At 37.9% G+C, this 17,068-nt stretch carries 15 protein-coding genes; 7 read left to right on the top strand and 8 right to left on the bottom strand.

Features of this window, described 5'->3' with window-relative positions; genetic code table 11:
- Nucleotides 1-21: 21 nt before the first annotated feature.
- A complete protein-coding gene (locus tag NST21_RS06805; protein WP_340888426.1) occupies nt 22-1,230 on the top strand; it encodes a competence protein CoiA in 1,209 nt (402 codons plus the stop codon).
- 192 nt (nt 1,231-1,422) lie between these two features.
- Entirely contained in the window at nt 1,423-3,240 is a 1,818-nt protein-coding gene (pepF, locus tag NST21_RS06810) for an oligoendopeptidase F (RefSeq protein ID WP_056528213.1), read from the top strand.
- Between the two features lie 1,017 nt (nt 3,241-4,257).
- Here the strand turns inward: pepF and NST21_RS06815 are convergent.
- The 4 genes from NST21_RS06815 to NST21_RS06830 form a co-directional block, all read right to left on the bottom strand.
- Nucleotides 4,258-5,157 carry a ClpXP adapter SpxH family protein gene (locus tag NST21_RS06815; RefSeq protein WP_082527662.1) on the bottom strand — a complete coding sequence of 300 codons (900 nt, stop codon included), beginning with the start codon at nt 5,155-5,157 and terminating at the stop codon, nt 4,258-4,260.
- The gene (locus NST21_RS06820; RefSeq protein ID WP_053345004.1) at nt 5,154-5,558 is read right to left on the bottom strand and encodes a globin domain-containing protein; all 405 of its coding nucleotides are present in this window, start codon (nt 5,556-5,558) and stop codon (nt 5,154-5,156) included. The genes NST21_RS06815 and NST21_RS06820 overlap by 4 nt, the downstream gene beginning before the upstream one ends.
- Before the next feature lie 234 nt (nt 5,559-5,792).
- On the bottom strand, nt 5,793-6,452 hold the full coding sequence (locus NST21_RS06825) for a lytic transglycosylase domain-containing protein (RefSeq protein WP_445670483.1): 660 nt from the start codon (nt 6,450-6,452) through the stop codon (nt 5,793-5,795).
- Between the two features lie 24 nt (nt 6,453-6,476).
- Entirely contained in the window at nt 6,477-7,055 is a 579-nt protein-coding gene (locus NST21_RS06830; RefSeq protein ID WP_340888429.1) for a CYTH domain-containing protein, read from the bottom strand.
- Nucleotides 7,056-7,380: 325 nt separating this feature from the next.
- On the opposite strand from NST21_RS06830, the gene NST21_RS06835 reads away from it, so the two are divergent.
- Genes NST21_RS06835 through NST21_RS06845 form a run of 3 tightly spaced genes read left to right on the top strand, consistent with a single transcriptional unit; the run spans nt 7,381 to nt 9,764 of the window.
- Nucleotides 7,381-8,001: a GTP pyrophosphokinase gene (locus NST21_RS06835; protein WP_340888431.1), complete on the top strand. Its 621-nt coding sequence runs from the start codon at nt 7,381-7,383 to the stop codon at nt 7,999-8,001.
- Nucleotides 8,002-8,052: 51 nt separating this feature from the next.
- A complete protein-coding gene (locus NST21_RS06840) occupies nt 8,053-8,847 on the top strand; it encodes an NAD kinase (RefSeq protein ID WP_053345008.1) in 795 nt (264 codons plus the stop codon).
- A gap of 17 nt (nt 8,848-8,864) precedes the next feature.
- On the top strand, nt 8,865-9,764 hold the full coding sequence (locus tag NST21_RS06845) for an RluA family pseudouridine synthase (RefSeq protein ID WP_053345009.1): 900 nt from the start codon (nt 8,865-8,867) through the stop codon (nt 9,762-9,764).
- Nucleotides 9,765-9,872: 108 nt separating this feature from the next.
- On the opposite strand, the gene prpE is transcribed toward NST21_RS06845, so the two are convergent.
- Nucleotides 9,873-10,616: a bis(5'-nucleosyl)-tetraphosphatase PrpE gene (gene prpE, locus NST21_RS06850; RefSeq protein WP_340888433.1), complete on the bottom strand. Its 744-nt coding sequence runs from the start codon at nt 10,614-10,616 to the stop codon at nt 9,873-9,875.
- Nucleotides 10,617-10,730: 114 nt separating this feature from the next.
- Between prpE and mgtE the strand changes: the two genes are divergently transcribed.
- Nucleotides 10,731-12,104, top strand: coding sequence for a magnesium transporter (gene mgtE / locus NST21_RS06855; protein ID WP_340888435.1), 1,374 nt, complete (start codon nt 10,731-10,733; stop codon nt 12,102-12,104).
- A gap of 148 nt (nt 12,105-12,252) precedes the next feature.
- Complete coding sequence (gene fabI / locus NST21_RS06860; protein WP_056528230.1) at nt 12,253-13,026, top strand: enoyl-ACP reductase FabI; 774 nt, start codon at nt 12,253-12,255, stop codon at nt 13,024-13,026.
- Between the two features lie 28 nt (nt 13,027-13,054).
- Here the strand turns inward: fabI and NST21_RS06865 are convergent, their stop codons facing one another.
- Genes NST21_RS06865 through NST21_RS06875 form a run of 3 tightly spaced genes read right to left on the bottom strand, consistent with a single transcriptional unit; the run spans nt 13,055 to nt 16,846 of the window.
- Nucleotides 13,055-14,233, bottom strand: a complete 1,179-nt coding sequence (locus tag NST21_RS06865; RefSeq protein ID WP_057217798.1) for a Ger(x)C family spore germination protein — start codon at nt 14,231-14,233, stop codon at nt 13,055-13,057.
- Nucleotides 14,230-15,753 carry a spore germination protein gene (locus NST21_RS06870; protein ID WP_340888437.1) on the bottom strand — a complete coding sequence of 508 codons (1,524 nt, stop codon included), beginning with the start codon at nt 15,751-15,753 and terminating at the stop codon, nt 14,230-14,232. Before NST21_RS06870 ends, NST21_RS06865 begins: the two co-directional genes overlap by 4 nt.
- A complete protein-coding gene (locus NST21_RS06875) occupies nt 15,713-16,846 on the bottom strand; it encodes a GerAB/ArcD/ProY family transporter (RefSeq protein ID WP_340888439.1) in 1,134 nt (377 codons plus the stop codon). The genes NST21_RS06870 and NST21_RS06875 overlap by 41 nt, the downstream gene beginning before the upstream one ends.
- Nucleotides 16,847-17,068: the final 222 nt, after the last annotated feature.

Consider the following 17,068-nt stretch of genomic DNA (forward strand, 5'->3'; position numbering starts at 1 on the left):
TATAAAATAAAGAGGTGATGTATGCTAACTGCGATAAAAAAGGATGGGACTTGGATTACCCTTCCTGAAAAAATGACAGCAAACTTGCTTGCTGAATTGAGAATGTCAACAGATTATTACTGTCCGTGCTGCAAAGCAGAAATGACAATCAAGGCTGGAATGATTAAAATCCCCCATTTTGCCCACAAAAATAATTCTTCGTGCCGCGCTTCGTCGGAACCGGAATCCGCTTATCATTTAATGGGGAAAAGAAAATTGTTTCATTGGTTTTTATCACACCACTATCAAGCTGATTTAGAAGCCTACCTTCCTGAAATAAGGAAAAGGGCAGATATCTTATTAACGATAGGAGGTATACGCTATGCAGTAGAATTCCAATGTTCCCTTATTTCCGAGACTGAATTCATAGAACGAACAAACGCCTATCAAAGTGTCGGTATCAAACCAATTTGGATCCTAGCAGCTAAACACTTGAAAAGAAGGAATCTGCATGAATTCAGTTTATCAGGCTTTCATTGGTTGTTTGTTACTGGCAGCTACCATCACCCGTTTCTTTGGATGTATTGTCCAGAAACTAACCAATTATCAGCTTTAAAAAACCTCACCCCTTTTTCCCCTAGAAACGTGTTTGCCGAATTAACTACTGCTTCATTAGTGATACTCCCACCTAGTCAGATATCGCCTCGAAACTGCTTCAGCTTTCCTTTTCTACCTGCTTGGAGAAGTAAACGAAAAAACTGGTGCCTTCACCGTGTGAAAACTGTACGGAGAAGTGATTCATTTTTCCAGGGACTCTATTCACATCATATTTCGCCTGCGACGATTCCTATTGAAATAGGGGTGCCGGTTAGAGGAATGCTTTTGATCGAAACACCGCCGATTGAATGGCAAGCTTGGCTTTACATGGATGTGTTTCAAAAGAAAAGGCCTGGGGAAAAGATTATTATGAATGATGTTATCTATTTTTTTAAGAAGCGGGCAAAAAACGGGGGAATAAAGTTCAGATCATTGCCCTTGCTTAAGGAAATAGACATAGAGTATCCTGTTAGGCAATATATTCAGCTTTTAGAGCAAATGGGTTTAATATCAGAGTTGGAAGAAGGGGTTTTTAAAGTTGTGAATCATTTCTCCCTTCCTTCGACTAGTGATGAAAGTCAAGTGATGGAAAGAATTTTTTATAATGAGCATAAGTTGATGATAGAAAAGGGGAATATCCATAATAATGAGTGATACCAGGGCGATTTACCTTGAATTCAGATGAAAGGGCAGGATTATTTTTGTTAATGGAGAAATAGTAAGAAGAAGGATTTTTATACTTTAAGAAAGCGTGATTGTTGTATACAGTAAATACAACGTTCAATCCGGTTTAAGGAAAGGGTTAGCTAACTGGAAAGTTTTCTATAGAATGGAGAGGAAATTATTATGACACAAGAAACAAAAGTAAATACATTGCCCTCAAGAAGTGAAATTGCAGCTGAAGATACTTGGAGGTTGGAAGATATCTTCGCGACTGAAGAAGACTGGGAAGCTGCCTTTAAAGCTGTAAAAGAAGACCTTAAGAAAGCGGATGCGCACAAAGGAACATTAGGTGAAAGCGCTGAAAAGTTATTTAGAGCCCTGCAATTCCAAGATGAAGTATTTGAGAAGCTAGGGAAAGTTTATTCTTATTCACATATGCGCAATGATCAAGATACAACCAATCCTTTTTATCAAGGAATGGAAGACCGTGCAAAAGCTTTATACGCCCAGGCAGCAGCGGCATTTTCTTATATGGTTCCTGAACTATTGAGTATTGACGAAAGCAAAGTGGCTGGATTTTTAGAAGAAAAAGAAGAATTGAATTTATATAAACATTCATTGGAGGAAATTAGTCTTCAGAGGCCTCATATCTTGTCTGCTGAGCAAGAAGCTTTATTGGCACAAGCATCAGAAGTACTCGATGCATCAGGTAATACTTTCGGCATGCTTAACAATGCAGATTTGAAATTCCCGACCATCAAGGATGAAGAGGGGAATGAAGTGGAAATAACTCACGGAAGGTACATTCGTTTCCTTGAAAGTGAAGATCGTCGTGTACGTGAGGATGCATTTAAAGGGGTATATAGTAAGTATGGAGAGTTTCGCAATACATTTGCTTCAACCCTGTCAGGTGAAGTGAAGAATCATAATTTCAATGCGACAGTTCGAAAATATGATTCGGCACGCCATGCGGCTTTAAGTAACAATAACATTCCGGAGACCGTATACGATAATCTCGTTAAAACAGTCAATGACAATTTGCCGTTACTGCACCGTTATCTTGAATTACGTAAAAAAGTATTAGAATTAGATGAACTTCATATGTATGATTTATTCACTCCGCTTGTAAAAGAAGTGAAAATGGAAGTGACATATGAGGAAGCGAAAGATTATGTCCTTAAAGGCCTTGCTCCACTTGGGGAAGACTATTTAAATGTTTTAAAAGAAGGATTTGAAAATCGTTGGGTTGATGTGCATGAGAACAAAGGGAAACGAAGCGGTGCCTATTCCTCTGGTACATACGGGACGAATCCTTATATTTTAATGAACTGGCAGAATAACGTGAATAACTTATTCACTCTCGTTCATGAGTTTGGGCATTCGGTCCATAGCTTTTATACACGTAAATATCAGCCATACCCATACGGAAATTACTCTATTTTTGTAGCAGAAGTTGCATCGACATGTAACGAAAATCTATTGAATGATTATTTATTAAATACAATCGAGGATGAAAAGAAACGCATCTATTTATTAAATCATTATTTAGAAGGCTTCCGTGGTACGCTGTTCCGCCAAACGATGTTTGCTGAGTTTGAACATACAATTCATTTGAAAGCTCAAAATGGAGAGGCATTAACAGCAGATATGCTGACGAAGGAATATTATGAACTAAACAAGAAATACTTTGGAGAGAATGTAGCCATTGATGAGGAAATCGGTCTGGAATGGGCTCGAATTCCACATTTCTACTATAATTACTACGTTTATCAATATGCGACTGGTATCAGTGCAGCTACAGCCTTAAGCAAGCAAATTCTAGAAGAAGGAGAACCAGCTGTCAAAAGGTATTTGGAGTTCTTAAAATCAGGAAGCTCCGATTATCCAATTGAAGTTCTCAAAAAGGCTGGCGTCGATATGACAAAAGCAGAGCCAGTGCAAGAAGCCATGAATGTATTTGAAGAAAAATTAAATGAGTTGGAAGAACTTTTGGCTAAATAAGAATCGGAAAAAGGACCCGCATAGATGCGGGTCCTTTTTAGCTTACGTTATAATCCTCTAAAACGATTTCTTTGATTTAAACTGTGAAGAATAATGAAAAAAACAAAAAATAAAATAGGGGAGGTGAAATACAGAGGAATGAGATTCATGATACCGAGTAGCTGGACGAACAGCGACCCTATTAAGAGAATTAGTAAAATAGTGCCTTTCAATTTGGCCACCTCCAACCTGATAGAAGTAGAAAATCTGATGCGTCCTATAAGATTTTATGTTTTAGAATAGGCAGTATTCTAAGAATATGACAATAATGTGAAATGACGCACAAAGTGCTTGCGTTAGATAAGTATTATCTGATATAGTACAGATATAGAAGTTATCACATCCAAACATATACCCCTTTGTTTGATCGTCGTGAAATTTCTCCCATCCCCTTTGTTCGTATAAATAGATGAAAACTCCGGCAAATTTCGCGATTTGCCGGGGTTTTTTTATTAGAAAATATACAGTCCATACTTTCAGTGATAAATATAGTGAAAAATGCAGGTATTTAAGGGAATTCACTTCTGTAAATTGATTTTGAGCTCTGTGAATACGTTTGCAAAAAATATTATGTTTTATTAATAAAAAAATATACAAATAAATAAAAAATAAGAAGAAGGGTAGTGTGAATATATTGTGAACTTTTTCACAATATATTCACACCATCTTTAATTATAAATAAATCTTCAACACTTATTTTGAAAAAGGCTCCAAATCAAGGGTTTATTGATTATATTAATAAGGAACTGCAAATATAGAAAAAATATTTTATGTACAAATTGTGAAATGTTACACAATGTAGTTGAAATATAGGTGGGTTATCTGTTATATTATTTATTGTGAAGTGAATCACAAACAAACTTATACCCCTTTGTTTGATCGTGAAAAGTTTCTCCCATCCCCTTATTTCTTATAAAAAAACCATGCAAACGATTAATTCGCATGGTTTTTCCCTTTTTATAATTAAAAAAGAAGCAGTCATTCTAATGACTGCTTCTCTGTATATCTCCAAAATGTTCCGTATTTAGCTGGGATTTTTTCAGCAACTTGTTTTAAAACAAGTTTCTTCATTTCTAACTCGACGTTATTTTTGTTCATATTGTAAACCGTTTCGATTTCTTTAGTAGCAACTAGTTTAAAACAACTTAAAAATTCTTCGAGCGATGGCGGTTCAGCAGGGGCAGGAAGACCATTCAGCATGTCTTCCAAAATTTGAACATACACCTCGTAAGAATAGACACCCGAAACTTTTATTCCTTCTTCTTCAATATTTTGATTAAAAAAGACAAGCGATGGTATTTCTGTTACTTCCATTTCGCTTGTGATTTTTAAGTCACATTGAAAGCCCTTTGCTGCACTGGAAGAATTGATATCATGTAGAAATTCCTCAACATCTAATCCTACGGTTTTGGCGCAATCGGTCAGGACTTCTATATTAGAAATATCCCTTTTTCCAATGAATACATGCTCTTGAAGCTGTCTTAAAAAGCGAATCGCTAGTTTTCTGCCCTGTAATTCGGCTGCTTTAATGGCAATGGAAGCTGAATATGGAGAAGAGATTGGGTTTTCTAACCAAAGGCTTCCGTCACAGGACATTCCCGAGCGGCTGGCAGTCTTTTCCCAAACTTGAGCAAGGTTTTCGTAATTTTTATTTTTCCCCATATTAAGAGAATCGATTTTACCGCTTAAAACATGGCGTAAGCTGAATAATTGGCCATATTCTATCTGTAATTTTCTTATAATTGGTTCTAAGCCCCAGCACTCGGGACAAAGTGGATCAACAAAAACATAAATTTCAATTGGCTTTTTTCCTATATCATAACAATGCTGTGTCTTTATCCAATCGGAAATATTGAAAACTGGTTTATGTGCGCTCAACTGTCTTCTCCTTTCCCGTCCATACCGGATGTATTGATCATATGTTGTGCCGTCAAATAGAGGCGGTGATAGAAAAACTCCCGTATTTCACCCTCAAGGCCTACTTCGTCCATAGCTTGATACATGCAGGAAAGCCATGCTTTCGCACGTTCTGGTGTTATTTCAAAAGGTATATGTCGAGCCCGCAACATAGGATGACCGTGTTCTTCAGTATATAAAGAGGGTCCACCTAAATATTGAGTCATAAATTGTTTTTGTTTACGGACCGTTTCTGTTAAGTCGTCAGGGAAAATCGGCTGCAAATCCGGGTGTTGACTAACGTTGGAGTAAAACACATCAATTAACTTGTGTAATTGCCCTTCTCCAATTAATTCATATGGTGTAGGGTTCCCTTGCATCATGCTGATTACTCCTTTTAAAAGAAAGATGGTTGATATTTATTCATATTTTAACAATGACGTACTCATAAAACAATTATATAGCTTGAAGAAAGTTTTACATCTGTATTATGACAAGGGAAAATAAATAAAAAAAACCGCTTTTTTGGCGGTTTTTTAAATCTGTGTGAGGTGTAAATATAGCTATATCTTTCCACAAAAAAAGCTGACCCAATTAAAATTAAGGGCCAGCTTTTTTTAGCTGGAAAATGTGGTGAAAACTTTTTGAACATAGTTTTGTGTTTCTTCAAAAGGTGGAATGCCGTTATATTTATCGACATTACCTGGTCCGGCATTATAAGCAGCAAGGGCAACTTGGATATCTCCGTTATAACGAGTTAGCATTTGGCTCAAATATTTACTCCCACCCATAATGTTTTGTTCTGGATCTGTGATATCATCCACACCTAGGCTACGGGCAGTTGCGGGCATTAACTGCATAAGGCCTGCAGCACCTGCATAGCTAGTAGATTTAGGATTAAAGTTCGATTCTTGTTTAATAACTGATTTAATTAGTTTTTCTGGGAGATTATATAAAGTGGCCGCCTGCCTGATGATGTCTTCATAATTTGTAACAGTTTCGCTAGTTTTATGGCTAGTATTGGCGGTTTTTAACGGATTTATAGATGTCAGGTGGGTGGATTGAAGAATGGATTTTGCTTCAGTTTCCACATTTGACAGCAAGGATCCCAATGACTGCGATGTACCTTTTAAAGTATCACTCGAAACCAGTTCCGACAGCATGTCCTGGAAAATGGATTGAGATGAATTAGTATTTGTGATGTCGCCAGTTGTGAATTTCTGGATGGACAGCAGTTCAATAAATGTCTTGAAATCTTGGATTTTCAAACGCTCCACCTCCGAATTTGGGTTTGGTCAGGATTAGTCATGGAATTTGGCCATATAAAACCTCTTAACTTTATTTTCGGTTTTTCTTACCGGAATTTGAAGGGTTTCTAGGAGAGTAAGGAAAATTTTTTTTCCAGTTTCAGCATCTGTTACTTCGTATTCAAGCTCAAAGTCTTCCTGATTTACATACGAACTGTGGTCTAAAACAAGAATCCCTCCTTGGTATGGAAATTCAAAACGGTCTGTTTGTAGGGTCCCAAAGCAAGTAAACTCATTAGGATTGAGCCCGCTTTTGAGAATTAGATGCTTGATTGGCCCTTCAGGAAAAGTATTATGGTTTAGAAATAAATAAGCGGTTTCCTTAGTTATATCTTGATTCGTTTCTAATAGTCCTTCTGTTGCCGGTTGTTTTAAAGTTAGCTCGTATCGTTCATTTTTTTCCCTGATTCGAAGTGCAGAGTTTTGATTTTTTAAATTGAATTTCAATGTATCAAAATAATGATTTTGCTGAGATTTAAAGTTCGAGGTGTTGATTTGAAAATAATCAATTAGTTGACTAAACTCCTTTTCATTTAAAAGGTTTTTAAATTCAATTTCAATATGCTGGTTCATGTGTTTCCTTCCTTTCTGCCTGTTATCTTAGATTAATCATATAAGAACCAATCCTGCTGTCAAATTGACTACAATAATTTTTAGTTATTGTACTTGAATATTTAGGAATCAATTGCCGGATATGATAAAATATAAACGTTAAGCATGATGAAGTGGATTACAGTATATAGGGAAATTATACATATAATTATTTCTGGACGATTTTAAAAGATCCATGTGTAAAGGCAGTTAGCTTAGAGCTGCCGGATTAGAGAGAAGAATCGAAGCGTCCTGCCCATACCAGAGTTGAACAGGCGCTTTTTCGATAGATATAGGTGGTGTGGCAATGGAGAGTTGGGACGATTTCTTGGCGCCTTATAAACAGGCTGTTGAAGAATTAAAGGTTAAGTTAAAGGGATTAAGGAAACAGTTTGAAAGAGAGAATATTCACTCGCCTATCGAATTTGTAACAGGCAGAGTAAAGCCGATTGTCAGCATTTTGGATAAGGCGAGTCAGAAGGATATTCCGATTGATAAATTAGGCACTGACATACAAGATATCGCAGGCCTTCGGATGATGTGTCAGTTCGTGGATGATATCGAACAGGTTGTAGAGCTTTTACGCGGTCGCAATGACTTCGAAATAGTCGAAGAGAGGAATTATATTTCTCATAAAAAAGCAAGCGGCTACCGTTCTTATCATGTTGTCATACGCTATCCGGTTCAGACAATTCATGGCGAGAAAAATATTCTTGCTGAAATTCAGATTAGGACCTTAGCGATGAATTTTTGGGCGACGATTGAACACTCGTTAAATTATAAATATAAAGGTATTTTTCCGGAAGATATTCAAATACGGTTGAAACGAGCAGCAGAAGCAGCATTTCTGCTGGATGCAGAAATGTCGCAAATACGTACGGAAATTCAGGAAGCACAGCGTCTCTTTTCAAGAAAAAAAGATTCTTAAAAACGATAATAGTGAAATAAGAAGAAATCTAAAATAGTAAGGTGGGATTATATGAAATTTGCGATTACGTCAAAAGGAGATGCGAAATCTAATACTTTAATGCAAAGGATGAGAACGTATCTTCAGGACTTTCATTTGGAATATGACGAAGATCAGCCGGATATTGTAATTTCGGTCGGTGGTGATGGTACATTGTTATATGCTTTTCATCGTTATAAGAACCGCTTAGATAAGACAGCCTTCGTTGGAGTACATACAGGTCATCTTGGGTTTTATGCAGATTGGACCCCGGATGAAATTGAAAAATTGGTGATAGCATTAGCAAAAACACCATTTCAAATTGTTGAATATCCGCTACTTGAAACTATTGTCCGATATCAGCACGGAGGACGTGAAGCAAGATTTTTGGCATTAAATGAATCTACAGTCAAAAGTGTTGAAGGAACCCTTGTCATGGATGTGGAAATACGTGGCCAGCACTTTGAGACGTTCCGTGGTGATGGTTTATGTATTGCGACACCGTCAGGAAGCACAGCTTATAATAAAGCGCTTGGGGGAGCGATTGTCCATCCTTCGATTGATGCAATCCAGATTACCGAATTGGCATCCATTAATAACCGGGTGTTTAGGACGGTCGGATCACCACTTCTGCTGCCGGCTCATCATACATGTATGTTCCGGCCCGTCAATGCCGTCAATTTTCAAATCACGATTGATCATTTAACCCTGCTTCAGGAAGATGTAAAATCGATTCAATGCCGTGTTGCTGATGAAAAGATTCGTTTCGCTAGATTCCGCCCATTTCCATTCTGGAAAAGAGTTCATGATTCATTTATTGCTAACTAAGGAGCTCAGATCACTACATGTCAAATCAAAACTTTTCTTTAACTTGGTCGGTTTCTGAAGAGGATTCTGGCTCTTTACTGCGGGAATTTCTCAGCAAATACGATATCTCAAAACGAGCATTAACGGATATTAAGTTTAAAGGTGGTTTAATCAAGGTGAACGGCTTAGAAGTGACAGTGAGGGAGCGGATTAAAACTGGTGACAGCGTCACAGTCATATTTCCTCCGGAACAGGCAAGTGAGGGCCTTCTGCCGGAACCCATCCCACTTCTTGTCAGGTACGAAGATGAATTTGTATTGGTAGTTGTCAAGCCTCCTTCTATGAACACCATTCCATCTCGTGAGCATCCCAATGGCAGTCTTGCGAATGGGTTGGCAGGGTATTATAAGAAGATGGGAATCCATGCAACGATTCATATTGTTACAAGACTTGACCGTGATACATCGGGTTTGGTTTTAATTGCCAAACATCGACATATCCATCATCTTTTAAGTGAGCAACAAAAATCTGGACAAGTTAAACGGCGATACCAAGCAATTGCTGAAGGACTTGTTAACGGACCGAAAGGAATGATAGAGGCGCCAATCGGACGGAAATCGACGAGTATTATTGAAAGGGAAGTTCGGGAGGATGGTCGCTATGCCTGTACTCTTTTTGAGGTATTAGCCCAAACAGAAACCTATACATTTCTTAATTTGGAACTCCTAACTGGGAGGACACACCAAATCAGGGTCCATATGGCTCATATTGGACACCCGCTTGCTGGGGATGATTTATATGGAGGACATAGGGAAATGATCGCCCGTCAGGCCCTGCATTGTTTCGAATTAAAATTTCTTCATCCTTTTACCAAGAAGGTGATGTTGTTTCAAGAAAAATTACCGCAGGATATGATACATTTGCTTGATGGGAATTAATGGTTGAGAGGTCAGTGCATTTGTAATGAAGGTAAAACGTCAAAAATAAGAATATAATTTAAATCTGTCGTCACAAAAGAACTCACCAAAATGGCGAGTTTTTTTTGGTTAATCAAAAGAAGTCCTGAACTTCTCTGCTATATAAGGCATTGTTGAAGGCACATCTTGAAGATCCATTTCAGGATAACGGACAGCAGTTAGTTTTCCACCGAAGACACAGCCGGTATCAATGTTGTATGTATGATTGACTCGTCTTGCCTCCGGAACCGGTGTATGCCCATACACAATCCAGGCTTTCTCTTTGTAGTACTGGGCCCAGTCCTTTCTGACCGGCGAGCCGTCTGGATGCTTGGTGCCATTGATATCTCCGTAAAGGACAAAAGTTTTTACTTTACTTCCATATTGACCGATATAATCGGCGCGAATACCAGCATGCGCAATAATTAAACGGCCCTCATCGATGAGTTGATAGAGTGGGGATCGTTCATACAAATCGATGAATTTTTTTCGGATTTTCTTCTGCTCCCGAACGTTTAAGGATTGATATTCAGCTACTGTAGTCTCTAAACCATGAGATACTTGCACTTTATTGCCTGAAAAATAACGATACAGTTTATTGCAATGATTACCTGGAGCATATAGCGCAATATTTTGGTTAATGACTAATTCATAGACCACTTCAATTACACGGAGAGAATTTGGGCCGCGATCGGTTAAATCCCCTACAAAGCCAAGAATTCTTCCCGAGGGATGGACAGGTATGCCGCTTTCCCAGGTATATCCCATTTTTTCTGTCAGCTGCCTAAATTCGGTGAAACATCCATGGATGTCCCCAATGATATCGATGTTCATTTGTCACACCCTTTGTTTGTTTTGTATATGTTTATGGTATTAGTATAGTATTATTTAAAAAAATAAAATATAAACGAGGAAATTAAAAAATAAGTTTATTGGAGGTGTTTAGTTATGGAAGAGTTGAGGGAACTGGAAAGAAATCAAATGAATAATGAACTATTGCTTGACGCACTTAAAACAGAAAACCTAGATCAGTTCCGCACGGAGTTCCTAGAAATGCATCCATACGATCAGGCTCAATTTTATACAAGCTTGTCGGATGAATTTAGGTCAGTTGTGTACAAATATTTATCTCCGGAAGAAATGGCTGGTCTATTTGAAAACATTGAAATAGATGAAGATGATTACGAAAGCCTCCTTGCTGAAATGAATCCTTCTTACGTAGCTGATATGCTATCCCATATGTATGCGGATGATGCTGCAGACGTGTTGAATGAGATCAATGATGAGCAGGCCGTTAGCTACTTGACGATCATGGATGATGAAGCAGCTAGTGAAATCCAGGAGCTTCTAAACTATGAGGAATCTACAGCAGGAAGCATAATGACGACAGAGTTCATTGCTATTGAGGCGAACGAAACGGCTCGCTCAGCGATGCAGATTTTGAAACGGGAAGCACCGCAAGCGGAAACGATTTATTATGTATTTGTTACAGACCAAGATAAGAAACTGCTTGGTGTGTTATCGCTTCGGACCTTGATTATCGCTGATGAAGAGGCTTTAATTAGTGATTTAATGGATGACCGGGTAGTATCCGTTCCTGTATCGGAGGACCAAGAAGAGGTGGCCCGTAAAATAAGGGATTATAATTTCCTCGCTTTACCGGTCGTAGATTTTCAAAACCATTTGTTAGGGATCATTACAGTTGATGATATCATCGATGTCATGGACGAAGAAGCATCCGATGATTATTCTAAATTAGCGGGTATATCAGATCTTGACCACGTCGATAAGAGTCCATTTTCAGCTGCAAAAAAACGGCTGCCATGGTTGGTCATTCTCTTGTTTTTAGGTTTGTTGACTGCGAGTCTGATTGGTCGATTTGAAGAGACACTAAGCCAAAAAGCCATTCTTGCTGTTTTTATTCCATTGATTGGTGGCATGGCTGGAAATACAGGAACACAAGCACTGGCAGTAGCGGTTAGAGGAATTGCAACAGGGGAATTAGAACAGGAAAGCAAGTGGAAACTGGTCCTTCGAGAGGCTGGAACGGGCCTTATTATTGGTCTAACATGCGGAATTGCCATCATTTTTATCGTCTTTTTTTGGCAAGATGATTTTATGCTTGGATTATTAGTCGGTATTTCGATTTTCATTACTCTAATCGTTGCCACACTTGCAGGTTCACTTGTCCCGCTCCTCATGCATAAAATGAAGATTGACCCAGCAGTAGCTTCCGGTCCTTTTATTACAACCATCAACGACCTTATTAGTATACTGATTTACTTCGGATTGGCAACATTATTCATGGGGTATTTACTGTAAGCGAAAAGGTTAACCACTCGCTAACAGGATTTCTAATGTTTAATGCAAGCAGTAGATTAGAAAACGGTGTTTTTCTCACCATAAATTTGTTATACTGTCATTAGTAGCAGGTACTAATAACTTGTATCAAAATAGGAGGTCACATACGATGACTTTTTCATTAGAGGGAAAAACGTTTGTCATAATGGGTGTTGCCAATAAAAGAAGTATTGCTTGGGGAGTGGCCCGTTCCTTACACAAAGCAGGTGCCAAGTTGATATTTACTTATGGGAAAGAACGTACAGAAAAGAGCGTCAGGGAGCTATCTTCCACTTTGGAAGGTGAGCCTGCAATCATATTGCAATGTGATGTAACAAAGGATGAAAGCATTGAAAAATGTTTTGCGACGATCAAGGAAGAAGCAGGTATCATTCATGGCGTAGCACACAGTATCGCATTTGCAAATAAGGAAGAGCTGGACGGTGATTTTGTTAACACGAGCCGTGAAGGTTTCTTGCTTGCTCATAATATTAGTTCGTTCTCCTTAACAGCTGTAGCTAAAGCAGCGAAAGAAATTATGACAGAAGGCGGCAGTATTGTCACAATGACGTACCTTGGCGGTGAACGAGTTATGCCAAACTATAATGTAATGGGAGTGGCTAAGGCGTCACTTGAAGCCAATGTACGTTACTTGTCGAGTGACCTTGGTAAGGATAACATTCGTGTAAATGCAATTTCTGCTGGTCCAATACGTACATTATCTGCAAAGGGAGTACGTGATTTTAATACAATCTTGAAGAAGATTGAAGAAGAAGCACCGCTCCGTCGTACGACGACACCTGAAGAAGTGGGAGATACGGCTGTGTTTTTACTCAGTGACATGTCCCGCGGAATTACTGGTGAAAATATTCATGTGGATTCCGGTTACCATATAATCGGATGATAAAAGGGGACCGATAAAGGTCCCCTTTTTATTGATTTTCAATTCCTTTATCCTTCTGTCCATCAAAGATTGGTGTTAATCTTTGTTTTCCGGTATCTTGAATTTCTACATCAATCTGGATAGACCTGAGTGTGTCTTCTTCTAATGGAATTCTCCCTTTTATTTCAACTTTCTTCCAAGCTTTATTATCCTTGCGGTAGAGTGTTTCAGAAAGCCTGAGGAGGTCGATATCCCTTTTTTGTGTATATTGATACGTTTTATTTATTTCCTTTTTGATAGAGCGCTTTATTTCTTTTTCATATTGCTTACGTGTTATATCCTTTATCATCATTTCAACACTAGCCTTAAGTTTCATTTTTACATCAAAACGAACTGTTCCATTTTTCTCTACAACAGGTATTATTTTAGTCTTTTTATCGTAAATAACAACAAATGCGTCATTTTTTGTTTCAGGGAAAATGGTAACGCTGTCCCGAACGAAATCTTTATTGAACCATCTTCCGCCATTCATCACCTTCTTAGGTAGAATTGTTTTTATTTTATTTTCTGAAATGATAGCTACTCTCTCCATTAATAAATCCCGCTTCTTTTTTTTCTGACCAGTCCATTGTTCTGTGATTTTAAGTAATGGAATCGCCACTTGATGAGCAGGTTCATCAAGTTCAATAATGATCTCTCTTAAATTAATAGGTGGGATAAAAGAACTTTGATTATAGTTACCATCTGGATCGCTTAATTTTGAAAAAGCCACGGAAATATTTTCGATAGGAGAAATGAGCATCGCATCTTTAATTGGATCTTTAGTCATAAAAAAGAAAATCCGGTAGCGTGTTTCGCGGTAGCGGTCCAAAAAATCAGCAGTATACCTGAGGCCGCCTGCTTTAAGAGCTTCTTCTGAAAAAATCACAAAAGAGATATGACCCCAATAAATACGTCGATCGGACGTATTATACAAATTAAATATGGCTTCGTCCAATGTGTTTCCGGAAGCGCGCCCAACATCTGCTTGGCTAAGTGTGCTGGGGTCTCCACCTGATTCCGATTTTGCTAACCCTTTCACGTTAATAATTTGAAGGTAAACAATGACCTTTCCGTCTTTATAATCGATTCCTAAGCCGTTTGCATATACGAGACGTTCAGGTTCATTTGAATCCCAGCAGCCTGAAAGAATTGAAACACACAACAGTAAAATGAGTGTGTTTTTCATTGTTGTTCATCATCGCCTTTCCTCGTAGGATCTTTTGAAGAAAAGATAGAAGGGCGTTTTTTATCCAAAGAGGGAGGTATCTGAAAAAGAGATTTTACAATATTGGATAAGCTTAAGTTGGCAGTCACTTCCATATAAGGAACACCTAATATTCGGATATTACTTACATACGCACATAAAAATAGAGCTAACAACATAAATGCAAAAAGCCCTAAAAAAGAAGCAGAAATAATAGCTAGGAGCCTTATTAAGCTAATGACGCCATTGATGGATTGATTGACTAATGTGTAAGTAGCGACCGCCGAACCAGCAATGACTACGAGCATGGCAGGACTTGTCAAACCGGAACGAATTGCTGCATCTCCAATGATTAAAGCACCCAATACACTTAATGTTGGTCCGACTGACGTAGGTAATCGCATGCCTGCTTCTTTGAATACTTCAAACACGATGACCATGGTAATTGCTTCCAATGAGGTGGGGAGTGGCAATCCCCTTCTTGATTCGACTACAGTGGCAAGCAGAATCATTGGAAGTTGGTCTTGATGAAAGGTAGTTAAAGCAACCCAAAATCCTGGCAAAAGTGCAGCGACAAAAATGCCAAATAATCGAAGTGCTCTTTCAAAGGAAGCGTAGATAGACGTGTATTCATGGTCTTCCGATGTTTTTAACACAATAAATAGGTTGATGGGTGTGATCATTGTGTAGGCAACGCCATCAATTAGAATTAATAGTCTGCCTTTTAAAAGGCATTGCACTGCAAAATCAGGCTTACCGGAATAGTCGTGCCTTGGAAAGAGAAAAGAGGTCTGTTCATCAATTAACTCCATAAATTGATTGCCTCCATATATCCCATCTATATCAATTGCTTCAATCCTTTTAGCGACAGTTTGAACCATTTCAGGGTCAGAGATATCATCCATATATAACAGGGCAACTTTAGTCAATGTTCGCCTGCCCACTTCGAAGTATTTTACACTTAAGGAATTTGTTCGCATTCGCTTTCGTATTAAAGCGACATTAATAGATAAATCTTCAATGAAATTATCTCTCGGCCCCTTTATCGTTACTTCAGTAGTTGTTTCCTCAGGGCTACGCTGGGGTCGATTTGCAATGTTTACAGAAACCAAATAGTCGTATCCTTCAAAGTAAATCAATAATTTCCCAGAATAGATATCTGCGAACAACTCTTCCTTGGTGTTTATATCAGCAAGTTGAGGAAGATAAAGAGAGTCCTTTATGTCATTAATAGTTAATTTTCCTTTTGGATGTTTGCGGAAAAATAAAGTTAGCCTTTCAAATACAAGGTTATTTAACAATTCAGTATCGACAAGCCCTTCACATCCAATTAATGTGACTTTTATCGGAGACTCATCACGATATAAACTGCTTTGGAAAAATACATCTCCTGAACTATGAAAAATTTCTTTTAAATCGTATTCGTCTTTTATTACGAGCCTTTCTGGTGTTTCAATTTTACTATTCGGTTTGGATGGTTGCTTTTTCATTTTTTTGAACATCGGATGAGGACCTCCTTTTTCTACGATTACTGAAGAAAACAAAAATACTTAAAAGTATGGAAACCGCTAAAAAGAACCAGAATGTAATCGGCATAATAAATGTTTTAATAATGTCATATAAAATGACATCACTGATGCTGAATGAATTGGAAACGATAAGGATTATTGAGTAGACAATGAGCAATTTCGTTTTGTTTCGCTTATTTTTTAAAGATAGCACTTCAAGTGATAAAAACAGGAAAAAGGATACCCTTATGAAGGCTCCAGTTAACCATTGGTAAATCGACAAGAAGTCAAGGTGCTCAATGAATCTTCCCAAGGTGACTAATCCCCATTGCTCAAATGCAGGGTACTTTTGTCTTGAAGCTTCGATTGGACCGAATTCAGTAATGGAGCCAATAAGGGGTCCAAGGATAAGCCAGGTAAGGATAATGGTATTAATAACAAATACTTTAAATTTTATTTTCCCATGAACTTTTTGCTGCAAACAGAGAAACACAATCAATTCAATTAGGCCAGACAAAGGATAAATAATACCTGCAAAAACAGGTGACCAACCATGTTCAAGAATTGGTTGCAAAAGTGAATAATTTTTAAATTGAATATTTGTGATTGCCACAAAAAAGCCAAACAAGATTACGGCCGATAATACGAACGTATTGACAATAGCAATCGTTTGTATGTTTGTAGAGGCAAGGAAAAAGCATAAACCTGTAAATAGGATTATTTCAAAAATCGGTGGAGTTACAGGCAAATAGGATACTTTTGTCCATACAACCATCTCTTTCAATGAAACCGCAGCTAATGAAGCGAAAAAGAGACTCATAGTAATGGATAAAATTCTGCCTGGTACCTTCCCAATATTTTTTTCCACCCATCCAAATATATTTGTATGACCTGTGGCTTTATGGATATAGAATAAGAGCAGACACCAAATCAATATAATGCCAAAAGAAAGTAGAACAGAAATCCAGGCATCCCTTTTGGCAGCAGGTAACAAATGAGGAAGAATCGTTACATGGTTCTTCAGTCCGATCGCAGTCATTACGATTAAAGATAGTTGTACGATTGAAATTTTACCATTTTTAACCATCTATAATATGCTCCTTTAATAACCAATATTTTTTTAGGTTACTCCATTAACCCCCAGCTTATCCAAGTTTTAATGAGTGTCCCTTTTTTAGGAGAAGGGCACAACACCAGCATAAAAAAGGGTGAATTTCATATAGTTGATACATAGAGCAGATATTCATTGTTTGGGGAAAATCAGCAGAATCCTGTTTTCTACCTTATATTGGGTCGATGAGAAAAGGAG

Source organism: Peribacillus sp. FSL K6-1552 (assembly GCF_038005205.1).
GTDB classification, from domain to species: Bacteria; Bacillota; Bacilli; order Bacillales; family DSM-1321; genus Peribacillus; species Peribacillus butanolivorans.